This window comes from Limnothrix sp. CMB-01 (genome assembly GCF_055193175.1).
On record NZ_CM143720.1, the window covers coordinates 1,073,998 to 1,091,063 of the forward strand.

A 17,066-nucleotide genomic window follows, 5' to 3' on the forward strand; every position below is an offset into this window, starting at 1 on the left:
AACGCAGGGCAAATCCTTCGGCAATCAGCCCCAGGGTCAACACCAGAAAAGCGGACTTACCGAGAAAGCAGGCTTACTGAGAGCGCGAACTTAAAGAAAACTTAATTACTAAAACCAAAGTTTTTAGTAGTGCCTTAAGTAATGACAAAGTAGTAAAATTTTGTGACCCAAGTGATTAACTATCAAAAAGATTATTATCTCACAAATTTTGTCGAGGTCTTCAATTATGAGATGCAATTAAAGTTGGACCAACCTTAGCCTCAACCTTATACCCTTGACCAACCATGTATCTAAACACTGGATGCTGAAGGGGCTTAGAGAAATCAAATCCATGAGCTTCTACAAGAAGAATTTTCGGGCAAAATCGTTGAATATCAAATGACCACAAAATTTCCTCATCTAGACCCTCACAATCGATATCCAGGATATCTATTGATTGTTTAGGGGGAAGATATTGGTCAAGAATTGAGTTGAGTGTTCGCATTTCAATTAATCTTGATCCCAGGTAGTGAAATCCTGAGTCTTTAAATCCCTGAGCCATAGCATCGGAGAATGTGTTAACTGCACCATCAGAAAACATATGTAATTTTTCAAGGCCACATGTGTTTCCTACGCCAAAATTCAAATTAATATCTCTTGGTCTTGCAGACTCAAATAAAGCAATGGAGTGGGGGTTAGGATCAATGTTAATTCCCTTCCAGCCGACATTGTACAAGAAGTTTGTGTTTGAGTAGAGAGATGGGTGAAACGCTCCAACATCTACATAAAAACCAGGACACCTAATATCAATACTTAATACTGACAGTAAATGCCTTAGAACAGCATCTTCACCACATTGAGAGTAACTGTTATAGTGCTGCATTGATTTTAATATCCAGAAAAAGTTTTTGATTAGTAGCAGTGAGCTACAAAAACACTCAAACACTTCTTTTATTTTAGCACTCATGATGATCAGGAGTCATGAAATTGAATTGAGAGCAAAATAGGCATTCATGAGGCAAAAGCAAAATTATTTATTATCACAAAATATACTTTATTGTGACAAATTAGTTTGTGCAAAAAAGTTCTGTTTTAATTGAAGACTTTAAAGCCGTTAGATAAAATTCCTTGTCTTCAACGGTTTCGGGATCGTGGAATCAGGGTCTTGGGAAATTACGAAGCGACCTAACGCAGGGCGAATCCTTCGGCGATCGGCCCCAGGGCCAACACCGGGAAAAAGGTCAACAAGCCCAAAATCAAAATCGTTACGCCCGTCACCGTCGTGAACAAAAACGTGTCCGTGCGGAGCGTGCCCGAGGTGGCCGGAGCCGGTTGCTTTTGGGCCATGCCGTCCGCCAGCAACAGCAACGCCGCGATCGGGAGGTAGCGACCCGCCAAAATGCTGACCGTTGCCGACAGGTTCCACCACAGCGTCCCGTCACCCAGGCCCTCAAAGCCCGAGCCGTTGTTGGCGGCCGCCGAGGCGTATTCATAAATCACCTGGGAAACGCCATGGAAGCCGGGGTTCGAAATGCCCGCCAATTGCTCTGGAAAGGCTAGGGCGATCGCCCCCGGAATCAACACAAACACCGGGTGAACTAGCAAGATCGCACTGGCCAAAATAATTTCCCGTTTTTCGATTTTGCGGCCCAGGAATTCCGGCGTGCGACCCACCATCAACCCGGTTAAAAACACCGTCAAAATCAGGAAAACATACAGATAGGCCGTGCCGGTACCTTGACCACCCCAAACCATCTGCAAAAACAATCCCAGCAAGGTGGCCAAACCGCTCCCCGGCATCAGGGAATCATGCATTCCGTTCACAGCACCGCACATGGTGGCCGTGGTGGTCACTGCCCAAAGAGCTGTTTGGGCCCAACCAAAGCGCTGTTCTTTGCCTTCCAAGTTGGGGCCGGGAGCCAGGGTCGGGTTGCCTTGCCATTCCGCGATCGCACTGAGAGCAATTAAGCCCACAAAAATGCTGCCCACCAAGCCAAATAACCACCAAGCTTGTCGCCGGTTTTGGCTGATTTCCCCATAGGTAAAAATCAAACTTGTGGGAATTAGCAACGTCGCCACAATTTCTAAACTATTGGTGAAATTGTTGGGATTTTCAAAGGGGTGAGCGGAGTTAATCGCAAAGAATCCGCCGCCGTTTTCCCCCAGTTGCTTAATCGCTTCAAAGTGGGCCACAGGGCCGCGGGCGATCGCCTGGGTTGTGCCTTCCAATGTGCTGGCCATTGCTGGCCCAGCTAGGGTTTCCGGCACACCATTCAGCAACAGCAACAGGGCGATCGGGATCGACAGGGGCAACAAGACCCGCGTGATCGATCGGGTCAAATCCCGATAGAAATTGCCCAAGGGTTGCCCACTCAGGCCGCGAATAAACGCGATCCCCACCGCCAGCCCCGTGGCCGCCGAGAAAAACATCAAGTAGCCCAAAATTCCCACTTGGGAACCGTAGCTAATCGCCGTTTCGCCCGAGTAATGTTGCTGGTCGGTGTTGGTTAAAAAGGAGACGATCGTATGCACCGCCAAGTCCCAACTGGGCGCACCCAAGCCGGTCGGATTCAGGGGCAAGCGGTCTTGCAGCCAAAACCCACCAAAACCCACCAGAGCGATCGCCAAGTTACTCGCCAACACCGCCCGCAGGTATTGCCCACCGGTCATCGGCTCATCGGTGCGGTGGCGAATTTGCCGGTATAGCCAGCGTTCGGGCAACCAGTCCGGCCCCTGGAATGCCCGCGCCATGTAGCGCCCTAAAAACGGGGCGATCGCCCCCACGATCAACAACGTCAGGGCAATTTGCAACCAGCCCGATAGCATAAAGACCCGATCGCTCGATCGGACGAAAGACCAGACCCCCATCCACCCGATCGCGGGCGCTAGGAGATCCTCTCAATCGTCGGGCGATCGCCCCGAATCCGCCATCTATCAATCGGTCTAAACATCCGGCCTAGGCGATCGTCGATCTATATCAACCGTTTAGAACGGTTTAGTCCTGTAGGTTGAGTTGAGCTGTGCGAAACCCAACGCGATCACTACAAGGGTTACAGGCGTTGGGTTTCGTGCCTCAACCCAACCTACGAGATGATCTTTATAAACGCCACCGGATCGCTCCCACTGCCAACCCCAGGACAATGACATGAACCGGCGATCGACCCCATCAGTTCCCTTGGCCCGGCAACGGGTTTGGATCGGTAGCGCCACGGTGCTTTGGACGGTGCTGGCGATCGCCGCTGAATTTTTGACCCCCACCGATTACGTGTTGGGGTATCTATATGTGGTTCCGGTCGGGCTGGTGGGGGCCTATGGTCGGCCCAAAACCACCATGGTCGTCACCCTGGGGGCGATCGGGCTGGTGTTGCTCAACCTGTGGGTACCAGCCGGGGCGATGGGTTCACCGGCCGCCATCACCAATCGGCTGTTGGTTGGGTTGGCCCTGTTGGTCACGGCCCTGTTAAGCGATCGGGCCCGGCGCGATCGCACCCGGCTGGCCCAACAACAGGCCCAACTGGCCGCCCAAAGCCAGCTTGCCCAACTGCGCGAGGACTTTGCCGCTACCTTGACCCACGACCTGAAAACGCCGCTACTCGGGGCGATCGCCACCCTGGAAGCCTTCCAAGCCCAACAACTGGGCCCCGCCACCGAACAACAGCAACAGGTGTTGGCGGTGATGTTACGCAGCCATCGCAACAGCTTGCGCCTGCTGGAAAGCGTCCTGGAAATTTATCGCAACGATGCGGAAGGGGTTTTGCTCGATCGCCAGCCTTGGGAGTTGGGAGAGCTGGCGGAACGGGCGATCGCGCCGTTGCGGGTGTTGGCGGCGGGGCGGCGCGTCACGATTCGGCTGGAGCGTGGCGACTCGGGCTTTTGGGCCAGCTTTTGGGTGGAGGCCGATGCCTTGCAGTTGGAACGGGCGATCGATAATTTGCTGCTGAATGCCCTCAACCATGCGCCGCGCAATTCACAAATTTTGGTGCAGTTGCGATCGTTCGGGTCTTGCCACCGGCTGGAAGTTTCTGATTCGGGCCCCGGCATTCCCCCGGCGGCGCTGCCCAAGCTGTTCGATCGGTTCTATCAAGCGGGCAGCGATCGCCAGCTCACCGGCTCCGGCTTGGGGCTTTATCTCAGCCGCCAAATCATCGAAGCCCACGGCGGTAGAATCTGGGCAGAGAATCGATCGCCCCAAGGCGCAACCTTCCTGGTGGAGCTGGCCGCTTGTCCTCCGCCAATTACCCCCGCAGTCCATGCAAATTCTGCTGATTGAAGACGACGAGCTATTTCGCCTGGGGCTGACGATCCGGCTCCAGCAGGAAACCGATTGGCAGGTGGCGGCGGCGGCCGATGGTGAACAGGCGATCGAGCTGGCGCGCCAACAATGTTTTGATATGGCACTGCTGGATATTGGGTTGCCGGGGCTAGGCGGCGTGGAAACCTGTCGGCAACTGGTGCAAATTCAGCCCGCTTTGCCCGTGTTGGTGCTTACCTCCCGTGCCGAACCCGACGCGATCGCCCGGTTGGTGGCCGCCGGAGCACGCGGCTATTGTCGTAAGGGCATCAGCGCCGAAACGTTGATTCTGGCGATGCGATCGATCGCCGCCGGGGCCTCCTGGTGGGATGACCTGGCCACCAGCCAAATCCAAGCGGCTATGGCCCAATCGGGGGAATCTAGCGTTTCCAAACCTGTAACGAGTCGGGGTGATCGCCTGACCCACGGGGCGATCGAGGAACTCACCCAACGGGAACAGGAAATTTTGCATCTGATTGCCCAAGGCCAAAGCAACCAAGACATTGCCCAAACCTTACACATTGCTCCCGGCACGGTGCGGGTGCATGTCCATGCGATCTTGCAAAAACTGGGCGTGCGCGATCGCACCCAAGCCGTAGTTCACCTCTTGCAACACCAAGCGCCGATGGGCGATCGCGCCATCTCCTAGGTGTCCTTGGGGATTTTTCACCTAAGATTCGTGATATTCGCGCAAGAGGTTGATTGCATTATGGCCCATGTGTTGATCATTCATGAAGTGGAAGATTACGCCACTTGGAAAGCGATTTTTGACGGCGCTGCCAACCTTCGCCAACAGGCAGGCGAGCGCTCTTATCAAGTATTACGGGATGAATGCGATCCTAACAAGATTGTTCACTTCTCCCATTGGACTTCAATTCAAGACGCTAGGGCGTTTTTTGAGTCACCGAAGTTGGTAGAAATCCGCAAACAAGCCGGTGTGAAAGCACCAGAATTTATCTATCTCGATCAGTTGGAAGCGGGAGTTTTGAAGCCTGAAGATTGATTGCTCCTCGAAGCCAGAATGTCGTTTCTCCCAGCAATTCATCCATAGGAGCACAAGTCGCCTATCTTGTGCCAGTGGCGGCGGCGCAGAGGGCGATCAAGCACACCTGAGCTGAACAGAGACAGGCGATCATGACTCAACCGATCGAGTGGAATCTATAGGATTTGGATCGATCGCTTGGCTCAGTTCTACTTCTTCGTAAACCAACGACAGCGGACAAGCAAAATCGAGACTCACCAGCTCAAGAATCGGCTGGTTCGGATCGGCTTCATCGTCAGGATATGCGGTTAATTCCCACTTCCCCGCGCTCGTTTTGCGGTAGCAATCAACTCCCACCTTTTCCGCATCGATTAGCACGTATTCTTCCAAGGTTGGAATGCGGCGATAGTAGCGAAATTTGTCGCCGCGATCGAACCCAGCGGTACTGGGGGATAACACTTCAACAATGCATTTGGGATAACTGATGGCCTCGATCGCCCGTTGATCGCGATCGTCACAACTCACAACTAAATCGGGATAAAAGTATGGCCCGGCAGCGCTGACCTGCACCTTGGCATCAGCCATCCGCACTTTGCAGCCTGTCCCCCGCAAAAACAACCGCAGGGCGCTGGTTAAGTTCACCGCAATATCGTTATGGGGCAAGGTTCCGCCAGCCATGGCATACACCTGCCCATGGATATATTCATGCTTAATGGGCTGCTCAGATTCCCAAGCCAAATACTCCGCAGCGGTCATGAACTGAGACGGAAATGGAGGCTGAATTTGAGCAATCACGATGCAGCTCCACCTTGATCATTTCAGCGTTGCGATCTCAGATCCCTTGATCCAATTCCCGTTTTCGCTTGAACAGAAAAATAATTGAAAGTTTAGGTGACGCGGTGGGGTTCGCTTTCGGGGGTGTAGTCAATCGGCATCACGCCCTCCGTGTTTTCGTAGGGGTGGGGAATGATGTAGTGGCTCATTACCTGACCGCCATAAACCGCTTTCGCCGCTTTGATCCCTTCTTCCATGGCCCGCTCCACCTCGGAGACGGGGCCGCGAATGGTGATGAAAAAGTTGCCCTTTTCGGCCTTGTCAAAGAACACCAGGGTGACGCGCCCGCCTTTCACCATGGCATCGGCGGCGGCCAGGATGGAGGGAAAGCCAAGGGTTTCGATCGTTCCAACGGCAATGGGCATGGGACAGCAGGGACGCGAAAATGAAGGGCGCAGGTCGCGGGGCGGCTAAACCAACCCTGGCAAAAGTGTAGCGCGATCGGGTCGAATCGCCGCCAGGGATCTGCACAACGGCAGGATTGGGACTAGGAAACCCATCCGGGTCTCTTCGCTCGCGGGGAAATGGCAGTAAAGATGAGCAACCCAACGGGCAGTTTTGGCAACTGGGTCAGCAACTCAGATCGAGTCCAATCAACCTTCGATTCAACCTTCGATCGACATTCGTTGGCCGATCAGTTGCATAAACGCCAAGGGCCGATCTAGATTAAAGCGCTACAGTTTCTTTAGAATTGGGTTTGCTGACTATCCTGAAGGCTCGAATCATTTTGGTGCACCCCCTCACTCCCCAGTCATCTGTACGACTCGATGAATGACGATTTGTGCTGGCGGATGTGCGCACCAATCTTCCGATCCGACCAACCCAATCGCGGTTAACTGGTTCTGCTTCCAGCGGTTTTGGCCCTGGATCATGGGATTGAACTGGGTCATGGGATTGAAGTCGATCGCCCGCGTGCTAACCCCGTGCTCCCGATGCCGGTTCCGCCAGCGATTGACACGATCGTTACCGATCAGTGCTAATCAGTAGTTGCCAATACAACCAGTGCAACCGCGTTCACCGGACAATCAGTAAGGCCCTCTGGCTATGTATTCCGGTCGTTTTGCCGGGGACTCAAGACCAAGCTCAACAGACGGTCTTTTAACCCAGTCATAACGCAAACTCTGTAGTTTCGATCGCATTCGATCGACTCTAACTTGATCGATCTCAGCAGCGGCTACCTGATTGCCGCTGTGGCTCGATCGCCCTCGCTGTCTGTTTTTTTATTCACCCCGATCGCCTAGTCCACCCGATCCACTATGAGTGACCGCACCAGCCAAGCCCCTGTGTTTTCCAGCAATCCGTTGCCGGTAATGCCGGAATCCGGGTTGCGCTACCTGACTGAGGAGCGCGATGCCTGTGGCGTAGGCTTCATTGCCCAGCGCCAGGCCCAAGCCAGTCACGACTTGGTGGAGAAAGCTCTGATCGCCCTGGGTTGCATGGAGCACCGGGGCGGTTGCAGTGCCGATCGCGACTCGGGCGACGGCGCAGGGGTGATGACGGCAATTCCCTGGCCCCTGATTGAGCAGTGGGCCGCCACCGAAGGCAAGACCATCGATCGCGATCGCACGGCGGTGGGGATGTTGTTCCTGCCGTTGGATGCGGACAAGCTGGCCAAAACCAAGGCCGCCATTGACACAACGATCGCGGAGGTCGGTTTGACCCTGCTGGGTTGGCGTGTTGTGCCCACCCGCCCCGAGGTGCTGGGCATCCAAGCCCGCGAGAACCTGCCGACGATCGAGCAGGTGATTATTGAATCCACCCTAACCGGCGATGCCCTGGAACGGCAACTCTACCAACTGCGCCGTCGGCTCGGAAATGCGGTGGTGAAGGCACTCGGTGAGGATGATACAAAAGTCACATCCCAGTCCGTAGGATTCTACGCTTGCTCCCTCTCGAACCACACGATTATTTACAAGGGGATGGTGCGATCGGAGGTTTTGGGTCGCTTCTACCAAGACTTGACCAACCCGGACTACACCAGTGCTTGGGCGGTCTACCACCGACGCTTCAGCACTAACACGATGCCCCGCTGGCCCCTGGCACAACCGATGCGAATGCTGGGCCACAACGGCGAAATCAATACTCTGCTGGGCAACCTGAATTGGATGTTGGCCAAGCAGGCGGATTTGGCCCATGAAAATTGGACAACCGAGGAGCTGAACGCCCTCAAGCCGATCGTCAGCTACGAAAACAGCGACTCGGCCAACTTGGATAATTCCTTGGAACTGTTGGTGCGATCGGGCCGCAGCATCCTGGAAGCCGTCACCCTGCTGGTTCCAGAAGCCTACGAAAATCAGCCGGATTTGGCTGACTACCCGGAAATCGTCGATTACTACAACTACTATCGCGGGGTGCAAGAACCCTGGGATGGCCCGGCACTGCTGGTGTTTGGCGATGGCAAGATCGTCGGCGCAACGCTCGATCGCAACGGTCTGCGCCCCGCCCGCTACTGCATCACCCGCGATGACTACATCATCGTTGGTTCGGAAGCCGGTGTGGTGGACATCCCGATCGAGAACATCCTCGAAAAGGGTCGTCTCGGCCCCGGCCAGGCGATCGCCGTGGATCTGGAAGCCGGTGAAGTCCTGAAGAATTGGGATCTGAAGCTGAAGGTGGCTCGCCAGCATCCCTACGGCGACTGGGTGCGCGACCATCAACAACAGTTGACCGCCCAACCCTTTGCCACCGATAAAACCCTGGATGAGGGTCGCCTGCTGCAACACCAAACGGCCTTTGGCTACACCGCCGAGGACATTGATTTGGTGATTGTGGACATGGCGGCCAACGGCAAGGAGCCGACCTACTGCATGGGCGATGACATCCCCTTGGCAGTGCTCTCGACTCGCCCCCACCTGCTCTACGACTACTTCAAGCAGCGGTTTGCTCAGGTGACGAACCCACCGATCGACCCCCTGCGCGAAAAGCTGGTGATGTCGCTGGAAATGCACCTGGGACGGCGCGGCAACCTGCTGCAACCCATTCCGGAAGCGGCCCGCCTGCTGAAGATTAGCTCGCCCGTGCTGAATGAAACGGAACTGGGCAAGCTGTCCGAGTCCGGAATGCAAGTGGTCACCCTTTCAACGCTCTACAGCACGGCCGATGGCCCGGCGGGTCTGCGGGCAGCGATTACAGCCCTGCAAGAGCGGGCCGTGGCGGCGGTGCAAGGCGGGGCAGAAATCCTGATCCTGAGCGATCGCACCGATGGCCTGTCGCCGGAAACCACCTACATTCCGCCGCTGGTGGCGATCGGCTCGGTGCACCACCACTTGATCCGCCAAGGAATGCGGATGCAGGTGTCGATCGTGGCGGACACGGCCCAATGCTGGAGCACGCACCACTTTGCCTGTGCGGTGGGCTTCGGGGCCAGCGCCGTTTGCCCCTACCTGGCCCTGGAAAGCATCCGCCATTGGTGGAACAGCGATCGCACCCAAAACCTGATGGGCAGCGGTAAGTTGCCGGCCTGCTCGATCGAGCAGGCCCAGGCCAACTACCGGGCCGCCGTGGAAGCCGGGTTGCTGAAGATCCTCTCGAAGATGGGGATTTCGCTGCTGGCTAGCTACCACGGGGCACAAATTTTCGAGGCGATCGGGATTGGCCGCGAGCTGATCGACCTGGCCTTTGTGGGCACGCCGTCTCGCGTTGGTGGCTTGGGCGTGGCGGAACTGGCCCAGGAAGTGATGACCTTCCATGCGACCGCCTTCCCCGAACTGACGGCTAAGAAGCTGGAAAACATGGGCTTCGTCCAGTACCGCAAGGGTGGCGAATACCACATGAACTCGCCAGAAATGGCCAAGGCCCTGCACAAGGCTGTGGATGCCTTCAAGGCCCAAACGCCTGACGGTGAATGGATGCCCGGTGCGCAAGCCCTCAGCACCGAAGCCTACGACCACTACAGCGTCTACAAGCGCTATTTGCAGCAGCGTACCCCCACGGCCCTGCGGGACTTGCTGGACTTCGACACCAGCCGCAGCCCGATTTCCGTGGATGAGGTGGAGTCGATCGAATCGATTCTGAAGCGGTTCTGCACGGGCGGCATGTCCCTCGGTGCGCTGTCGCCGGAAGCCCACGAGGTGCTGGCGATCGCCATGAACCGGATTGGTGGCAAGTCCAACTCCGGCGAAGGCGGCGAAGATCCGCGCCGCTACACCACCCTGAACGATGTGGACGAAAACGGCCTGTCCGCCACCTTCCCGCACCTGAAGGGCCTGCGGAACGGCGACACGGCCAGCTCCGCGATCAAACAGGTGGCTTCGGGGCGCTTTGGCGTGACCCCGGAATACCTGATGAGCGCCGAGCAAATCGAAATCAAGGTGGCCCAAGGGGCGAAACCCGGTGAGGGCGGTCAGCTCCCCGGGAAGAAGGTCAGCCCTTACATTGCCATGCTGCGGCGATCGAAGCCCGGCGTAACCCTGATTTCGCCGCCGCCCCACCACGACATCTACTCGATCGAGGATTTGGCCCAACTGATCTTTGATCTGCACCAAATCAACCCACGCGCCAAGGTGTCCGTGAAGCTGGTGGCCGAAGTGGGCATCGGCACGGTGGCCGCCGGGGTGGCCAAGGCCAACGCCGACGTGATCCAAATTTCCGGCCATGACGGCGGCACGGGAGCCTCACCCCTCAGCTCGATTAAGCACGCCGGTAGCCCCTGGGAATTGGGCTTGGCGGAAGTTCACAAGTCCCTGATGGAAAACGGCCTGCGCGATCGCGTCGTCCTGCGCGTCGATGGCGGCTTCAAGACCGGCTGGGATGTGTTGATGGCGGCGCTGATGGGTGGCGAAGAGTTCGGCTTCGGGACGATCGCCATGATCGCCGAGGGCTGCATCATGGCCCGCGTCTGCCACATGAACACCTGCCCCGTGGGCGTGACTAGCCAACAGGAAAACCTGCGCAAGCGGTTCCCCGGCATTCCGGATCACGTGGTCAACTTCTTCTACTTTGTGGCTCAGGAAGTGCGGTTGTTGCTGGCTCGGTTGGGCTTCCGTCGCCTGGATGAGGTGATTGGCCGCGCCGACCTGCTGAAGCGGCGCGAAGATGCCAGCCTGACCAAGACCCAGGCGATCGACCTGTCGATCTTGACCAACCTGCCCGACACGCGGGGCAATCGCAGTTGGCTGAACCACAACCCCCGCCCCCACAGCAACGATGTGGTGCTGGACAACGCGATCCTGGGCGATGAGGACATCCAACGGGCGATCCGTCACCAAGGCTCGGTCAGCAAAACGATCAAGATCATCAACACCGATCGCTCCGTGGGCACGCGGGTTTCCGGCAACATTGCCAAGCGCTACGGCGACAAGGGCTTTGAAGGCCATCTGCACCTCACTTTCGTGGGCAGCGCCGGCCAAAGCTTCGGAGCCTTCAACATCAACGGCATGACCCTGGAGCTAATTGGTGAGTCCAACGACTACGTGGGCAAGGGCATGAACGGCGGCGAAATCATCGTCCGGCCGCCCGCTGAAGCCACCTTTGCACCGGAACACAATGCGATCGTCGGTAACACCTGCCTCTACGGTTCCACGGGCGGCGTGCTCTACGCCAGCGGTCGGGCCGGTGAGCGGTTCGGCGTGCGTAACTCCAAGGGCCAAGCGGTGATCGAAGGCGCAGGCGACCACTGCTGCGAATACATGACCGGTGGCACGATCGTGGTACTCGGTTCCACGGGTCGCAACGTGGGCGCGGGCATGACCGGCGGTTTAGCCTACTGCTACGACGAGGACGGCAGCTTCCCCGGCAAGGTGAACGGCGAAATCGTCAAGATCCAGCGCGTTTGCACCCCGGCGGGCGAGGAGCAACTGAAGACGCTGATCGAAGCCCACGCCGAAAAGACCGGCAGCCCGAAGGCGAAGGCGATCCTGGCCGATTGGGCGAACAGCTTGCCCAAGTTCTGGCAAGTGGTTCCGCCGTCGGAAGCGAACACGCCGGAAGCAAATGCCAACCCCGCTGAGGAAAAGGTAGCCGCGACGGTTTAGGTTCAATTTCCTAGGGCGATCGGGTGGTGATGAGCTGCCCGGTTCACTGACCCCAGTTGATTGCTTATTTAGGGCGATCGACTGGGGTTATCCTTTAAATAACAGAACTTATCCTTCCCGTAGTTTTGCCAACATGGTTGATCCATCAACATCCACAGAAGCGGAGGAAATGCCAGAGTCGCGACATGCCGCCACTGATCCACAAAAATGTCGCAACATGGCAGAGAAATACGATTGGACATTGCTCAGAGTTGAGAAAACTGGCGATCGTATTTTGAAGGTAAATTGTGTTTTTGCTGGTGAAACTGAGTTTCCCAATTACACCCCTGAAGACTGAGGCAGACCATGGGACGCTACATCATTTTCAAAACGGAAACGGCCGACGCGGAAGGGTGGGACGATCGGCAACTGATGCCCAGCGGTAGCCTGACGGATATTTTGGCTGAGTATTACGATGCGTCTCAGCGCCCCTTGCCTCAACCGGGCTATCGACTGCGCGATTATATGCGGGTTGAGTCGGCGATCGATCCGCAATTTCCCGCTGCCAGCACCCATAGCCGCCTCAGCAATTGGCAAGTCACACGGGTTGAGCTTTATGAACCCGGGGAGATGGGCAGCGCGTTTGAGGCGATCGCCATTTGCTTCTGTCAGTGGGTTCCGATCGCCGCCCCGATCGAACCCTTACCCGCGATCGAGTCCCCAGCACTCAACCCAGCTTGATCGTGTCAATTTTCCCGTAGGATCAGAAGTGAAGACTATCAAACTTGATGATCTAAGCAGACATGATCGATTGGCGCTCGGCACTCCAAAGGTGGATTACTAAGCATTCCAAGGTTATTCCACAGGAGCTGGCCGCACTACGCCAAGAGTTCGTGACGCGGTTTCCTAAAGAAACCATCACTGCAATGACCCTGGAAGATTATGCGTTGGGTCATTCCGATTACCTTAATAATTTTTGTTATTGGATTGAATTTAAAACTCGACTGCTCGGCAGCATTGCTGGCGGTAGCTCTAGTAAGCATGGAATATACTGGAGCGAGAGCGATCAAAACTGGCGTGTTAATAAGGTTCTTAATGCGAAAAATCCAGAAGAAGCTCTGAAGATTTTACTGAATGATCTAGAGAAATTAATTAAAGCGGTTGATGCTCAAGACTGGGATAATTTGGATCAAATTGCTGACAGTGGGTCTTTGGCCAAACGCTATGTTTGCCGTGCCAAGATTATTTCCCTCTATTTTCCTGAACATTTTATTCCTGTCCTCGCTATAGAACATCTCTATCAATATATTGACTTCTTTGGTATTGAATCGCCCCGGACTCAGTTTGCAATGAACCGGGCATTGCTGAATTTTTTGCGATCACAGCCTGAATTTGATGGCTTTGATTCATGTAGCATGATGAGATTTCTCTATTCCTTGGGAATTATCCAAAGTTCAGAGAATCTAGAATCTACAAATACAACCCAATATTGGAAAATTGCACCGGGAGAAAATGCATGGCAGTGGGAGGATTGCCGCGATCAAGGATTTATTGCCATTGGCTGGAATAAATTAGGGGATATATCTGATCTGAGCAGGGCAGAATTTGAACAGCTCCGTGATCAATTAATCGTTACCAATCCGAATTTTACTAAGCAACAACTTGATCAGGTATGGCAATTTGCTCAAATTCAACTGGGCGATCGCATCGTTGCCAACCAAGGAACTCGAAAAATTCTGGGTGTTGGCACGGTTACAGGGCAATATTTCTTTATTCCTAATGAGCGCCATGGTCATCGTTTGCGCGTTGAATGGGATGCTGTGGAACCCCAAGCAGTTAATTATCCAGGCTGGCGGAGTACATTGATCAAGATCAAGCCCGAAGAAGCTCGGGCAATCGAAAATGCTTTTTTAGAAACTAATATGAGCCGTAGTGATTGGAATTTTTGGCTGGTCAAGCAAGATAATTCTTGGGATGAATTACTGGCTCGCAAATACATCTGGGTTCCGAGAAAAAACGATTCTCGTCAAGAGCCTAAGCATTGGACAAATTTAACAAAAATGTCAATTGGAGATATCTTATTTCATAGAGATGCAGAAGGAAAGAGATTGATAGGATATAGCTATGTTGAAGATACCTGGAAATATAGGCCCAACGATGCATCTAAAGCACATCAAGGAAAAGTGCTAGTTGGCTACTCGGTTAATATCACTCCAAGCAAGCTCTCAGACCCTTTTTTAATTGATAAAATTCCTGAAGATTACCGTTTTAACGAGCGAGAAGCCTTTACAGGTGGCAGACCTACAAAAGGTTATGCATTTCCTATTTCTTCGGAATTAGGCAAATATTTAGTGCAGGTTTTACATATCGAAGACAAAACCAGTCAAGATAATTGCCCAAAAATCTGGATTTTTCAGTGTAATCCTGAAATTTTTGATATTGATCAGGCTTTATCAAAGCTGAGTCAGTTGACATGGCAAATTAAACAACATCGCAACCAAATTAAGAAGGGTGATCAGGTTTTGTTTTGGCGCTCCAAAATTGATTCTGGTATTGTTGCAACAGGGACAATCATTGATGATCCCCAGATTAGACCTGAAGCTGATGCCGAACAAGAGTTTCATCGAAACCCAGAGAAGCTGCGTGAGCCTCGGTTGAGTGTCACCGTTGCCATCGATCGAGTATTAGAACAACCGATTCTGCGAACTGGCTTGAAGGATGATCCTCGATTTAGTGATCTGTCTATCCTGCGTTTTACTCAGGGCACAAATTTTGCAGTTGGCTCCGAAGAAGCAAAGATTTTATGGGAACTCATTGATCATCCAGATTGTGTTGTGCCAACTGATAATAGTGATGAACTTGAGCTACAGATCATTCAATCTGAATATTCCCTGAACGACCTAATTCAGGAAACATTTCACGAAAAAGATTGGCTTAATCGCCTAATCAACACTCTCAAGCGTAAAAAGCAAATTATCCTCAGTGGGCCGCCGGGTTCCGGTAAAAGCTACCTGGCTGAGAAACTCGCCCAACATTTAGTTAGTGGCACATCTGGATTTACAGAGACGGTTCAGTTTCACCCTGCCTATAGCTATGAAGATTTTATCCAAGGCTTACAACCCGAAACCAATCAGCAAGGACAACTAAGCTATCGACTGGTTCCCGGTCGCTTTTTGGAAGTGTGCGATCGCGCTCGGCATTGCGCCCCCGATCCATGCATATTAATCATTGATGAACTAAACCGAGCGAATATTGCTAGCGTTTTCGGTGAGCTATTATCCCGCTTGGAATACCGAGATCAGTCTATCAAGCTGGCGGGTTCTGATGCCCCGTTTAAAGTGCCCGCCAACTTATACCTAATCGGCACAATGAACACCGCCGACCGCTCGATCGCCCTTGTGGATCATGCCCTGCGACGGCGGTTCGCTTTCTTTGATTTACAACCTAATTACGAGATCCTAAAGCAGTGGCATGAGCACCACCAATCATCCCAAAATTTAGATCTTGATCAGTTGATTCACGAGCTGTGCGAAATCAATCGATTGATTAATGATCAGCACTATGCCATTGGTATTTCTTTCTTCTTAATTGAAAATTTGGACGATCATATAAAAGATATTTGGGAACTAGAAGTCTATCCCTACCTAGAAGAGCTTTTTTATGGACAGATTGATCGGATCAGCGATTTTCGTTGGGACAATATCGCATCAAAAATCTTTCAGGGATGACATTGCTTTATGGGAGCTGTAATCACATCCAAGAAAATTAGTTTGACTGAGTATCAATCTAAGCATTTTGATCACGATTTCTTTCCGCCTGAAATCGAGTGTATCCTGGATCATCACCCGGCGAAAGATGCCATTAAGCTAGAACCACCAACCTATAAAAATCACAAGTGGAAACTGACTACTCAAGGTCAGATTGGTGTTTTTAAAATTGAAACTAGCACTGCTAATTATACGATTTATATTGAACCAAAAACGTCAATTGCTCATATTTGGCAAATGATTGACTATTTAGAATCAGCACAGAATATCAAGATTTTCTCAGGTCTGATTAATTGTGATTCTCTTGAAGATGCTTGCGACTTGTTAGCCCGAAAATTAGCAGATGGTGTTCTATTGCGTATTCGCCAAGGTCTTGTCGGTCGATATCAACCCCAACAACAGCGACTCACGACCATTCGAGGGCGTATTGATTGGCCAAAAGCTGCGCGATCGCCTGAAAAAGTAGCCTTACCCTGCATTTACAGTCACTACACGGTTGATATTCCTGATAATCAAATTCTGCTTTGGACAATTCATCAGTTAATCCACCTTAAACGTAACTTGATGCTCAAAGATGCAACCTATGAAAAACTGGTTCAAACCGATCGAGCCTTGCGCGGCATGATCTCGTATCAAAAATTTAATGCTCAGGATTGTTGTGATCGCCACTATGATCGACTTAATCAAGATTATGAAACATTGCACGCGCTCTGTCGATTTTTCTTAGAAGCAACTAGCGCTGGCTACCAACAGGGCAATCACCAATCACTACCATTTTTGATTGATGTCGCTAGATTGTACGAAAAGTATGTTGCAGCGGCAATCGAAAGAAAGCTGTCGTCACAGGAATTTCGGCTTGAATTCCAAGAAAAAAATTCATTTGCTCAGTATTTTAAATATCAAATAGATTTAGTTTTGTATAAGAATTTTTCGAGCCGCCAGAGTCAAGCAATTGCCGTTTTAGACACGAAATATAAAGTCCCTGATCAACCAAGTAATGCAGACATCAATCAAATCATTGCCTATGCTCATTTTAAGGCGGCTAAACATGCAATCTTGATTTATCCTGAGTCGCTCAAGAAGCCGATCAATTATGAAATGAATGGCATTAAAATCCAAACCCTAACATTCTCTTTAAATGAGCATCCTGATCAGTCAGGAAAAAATATTATTCGCCAATTAGAGAATATCCGGATCCCCTACTCTACTTAACAGATAGCTTTGTAGACGCTACATCACGTTCAATTGGCGATCGATCTTCA

General features: G+C 52.7%; 12 protein-coding genes. 8 read left to right on the plus strand and 4 right to left on the minus strand.

Annotation, left to right across the window (positions count from 1 at the left end; genetic code table 11):
- Positions 1-220: 220 nt before the first annotated feature.
- Positions 221-946, minus strand: coding sequence for an FkbM family methyltransferase (locus ACZA91_RS04505; protein WP_190532548.1), 726 nt, complete (start codon positions 944-946; stop codon positions 221-223).
- A gap of 218 nt (positions 947-1,164) precedes the next feature.
- Positions 1,165-2,805 carry a potassium-transporting ATPase subunit KdpA gene (gene kdpA / locus ACZA91_RS04510; RefSeq protein WP_463186385.1) on the minus strand — a complete coding sequence of 547 codons (1,641 nt, stop codon included), beginning with the start codon at positions 2,803-2,805 and terminating at the stop codon, positions 1,165-1,167.
- A gap of 319 nt (positions 2,806-3,124) precedes the next feature.
- Here kdpA and ACZA91_RS04515 point away from each other — a divergent pair, with 319 nt between their 5' ends.
- The 3 genes from ACZA91_RS04515 to ACZA91_RS04525 are packed head-to-tail and all read left to right on the plus strand — an operon-like array spanning position 3,125 to position 5,273.
- Complete coding sequence (locus tag ACZA91_RS04515) at positions 3,125-4,249, plus strand: sensor histidine kinase (RefSeq protein ID WP_463184919.1); 1,125 nt, start codon at positions 3,125-3,127, stop codon at positions 4,247-4,249.
- Positions 4,230-4,919, plus strand: coding sequence for a response regulator (locus tag ACZA91_RS04520; protein ID WP_463184921.1), 690 nt, complete (start codon positions 4,230-4,232; stop codon positions 4,917-4,919). The genes ACZA91_RS04515 and ACZA91_RS04520 overlap by 20 nt, the downstream gene beginning before the upstream one ends.
- Before the next feature lie 60 nt (positions 4,920-4,979).
- The gene (locus ACZA91_RS04525) at positions 4,980-5,273 is read left to right on the plus strand and encodes a putative quinol monooxygenase (protein ID WP_463184923.1); all 294 of its coding nucleotides are present in this window, start codon (positions 4,980-4,982) and stop codon (positions 5,271-5,273) included.
- A gap of 129 nt (positions 5,274-5,402) precedes the next feature.
- Here ACZA91_RS04525 and ACZA91_RS04530 read toward each other — a convergent pair whose 3' ends face one another.
- Both ACZA91_RS04530 and ACZA91_RS04535 read right to left on the minus strand, forming a co-directional pair.
- A complete protein-coding gene (locus tag ACZA91_RS04530; protein ID WP_099531706.1) occupies positions 5,403-6,008 on the minus strand; it encodes a Uma2 family endonuclease in 606 nt (201 codons plus the stop codon).
- A gap of 131 nt (positions 6,009-6,139) precedes the next feature.
- The gene (locus ACZA91_RS04535) at positions 6,140-6,451 is read right to left on the minus strand and encodes a carbon dioxide-concentrating mechanism protein CcmK (protein ID WP_099531705.1); all 312 of its coding nucleotides are present in this window, start codon (positions 6,449-6,451) and stop codon (positions 6,140-6,142) included.
- An 891-nt stretch (positions 6,452-7,342) separates the two neighbouring features.
- Here ACZA91_RS04535 and ACZA91_RS04540 point away from each other — a divergent pair.
- The 5 genes from ACZA91_RS04540 to ACZA91_RS04560 all read left to right on the plus strand — a co-directional run bounded on the left by ACZA91_RS04540 (position 7,343) and on the right by ACZA91_RS04560 (position 17,016).
- Complete coding sequence (locus tag ACZA91_RS04540; RefSeq protein WP_463184925.1) at positions 7,343-12,058, plus strand: glutamate synthase-related protein; 4,716 nt, start codon at positions 7,343-7,345, stop codon at positions 12,056-12,058.
- 133 nt (positions 12,059-12,191) lie between these two features.
- On the plus strand, positions 12,192-12,395 hold the full coding sequence (locus ACZA91_RS04545; protein WP_190532686.1) for a hypothetical protein: 204 nt from the start codon (positions 12,192-12,194) through the stop codon (positions 12,393-12,395).
- Between the two features lie 8 nt (positions 12,396-12,403).
- The gene (locus ACZA91_RS04550) at positions 12,404-12,778 is read left to right on the plus strand and encodes a hypothetical protein (RefSeq protein ID WP_463184926.1); all 375 of its coding nucleotides are present in this window, start codon (positions 12,404-12,406) and stop codon (positions 12,776-12,778) included.
- A gap of 62 nt (positions 12,779-12,840) precedes the next feature.
- Positions 12,841-15,765: an AAA family ATPase gene (locus ACZA91_RS04555; protein ID WP_463184928.1), complete on the plus strand. Its 2,925-nt coding sequence runs from the start codon at positions 12,841-12,843 to the stop codon at positions 15,763-15,765.
- 9 nt (positions 15,766-15,774) lie between these two features.
- A complete protein-coding gene (locus tag ACZA91_RS04560) occupies positions 15,775-17,016 on the plus strand; it encodes an McrC family protein (RefSeq protein ID WP_463184930.1) in 1,242 nt (413 codons plus the stop codon).
- Positions 17,017-17,066 lie beyond the last annotated feature (50 nt).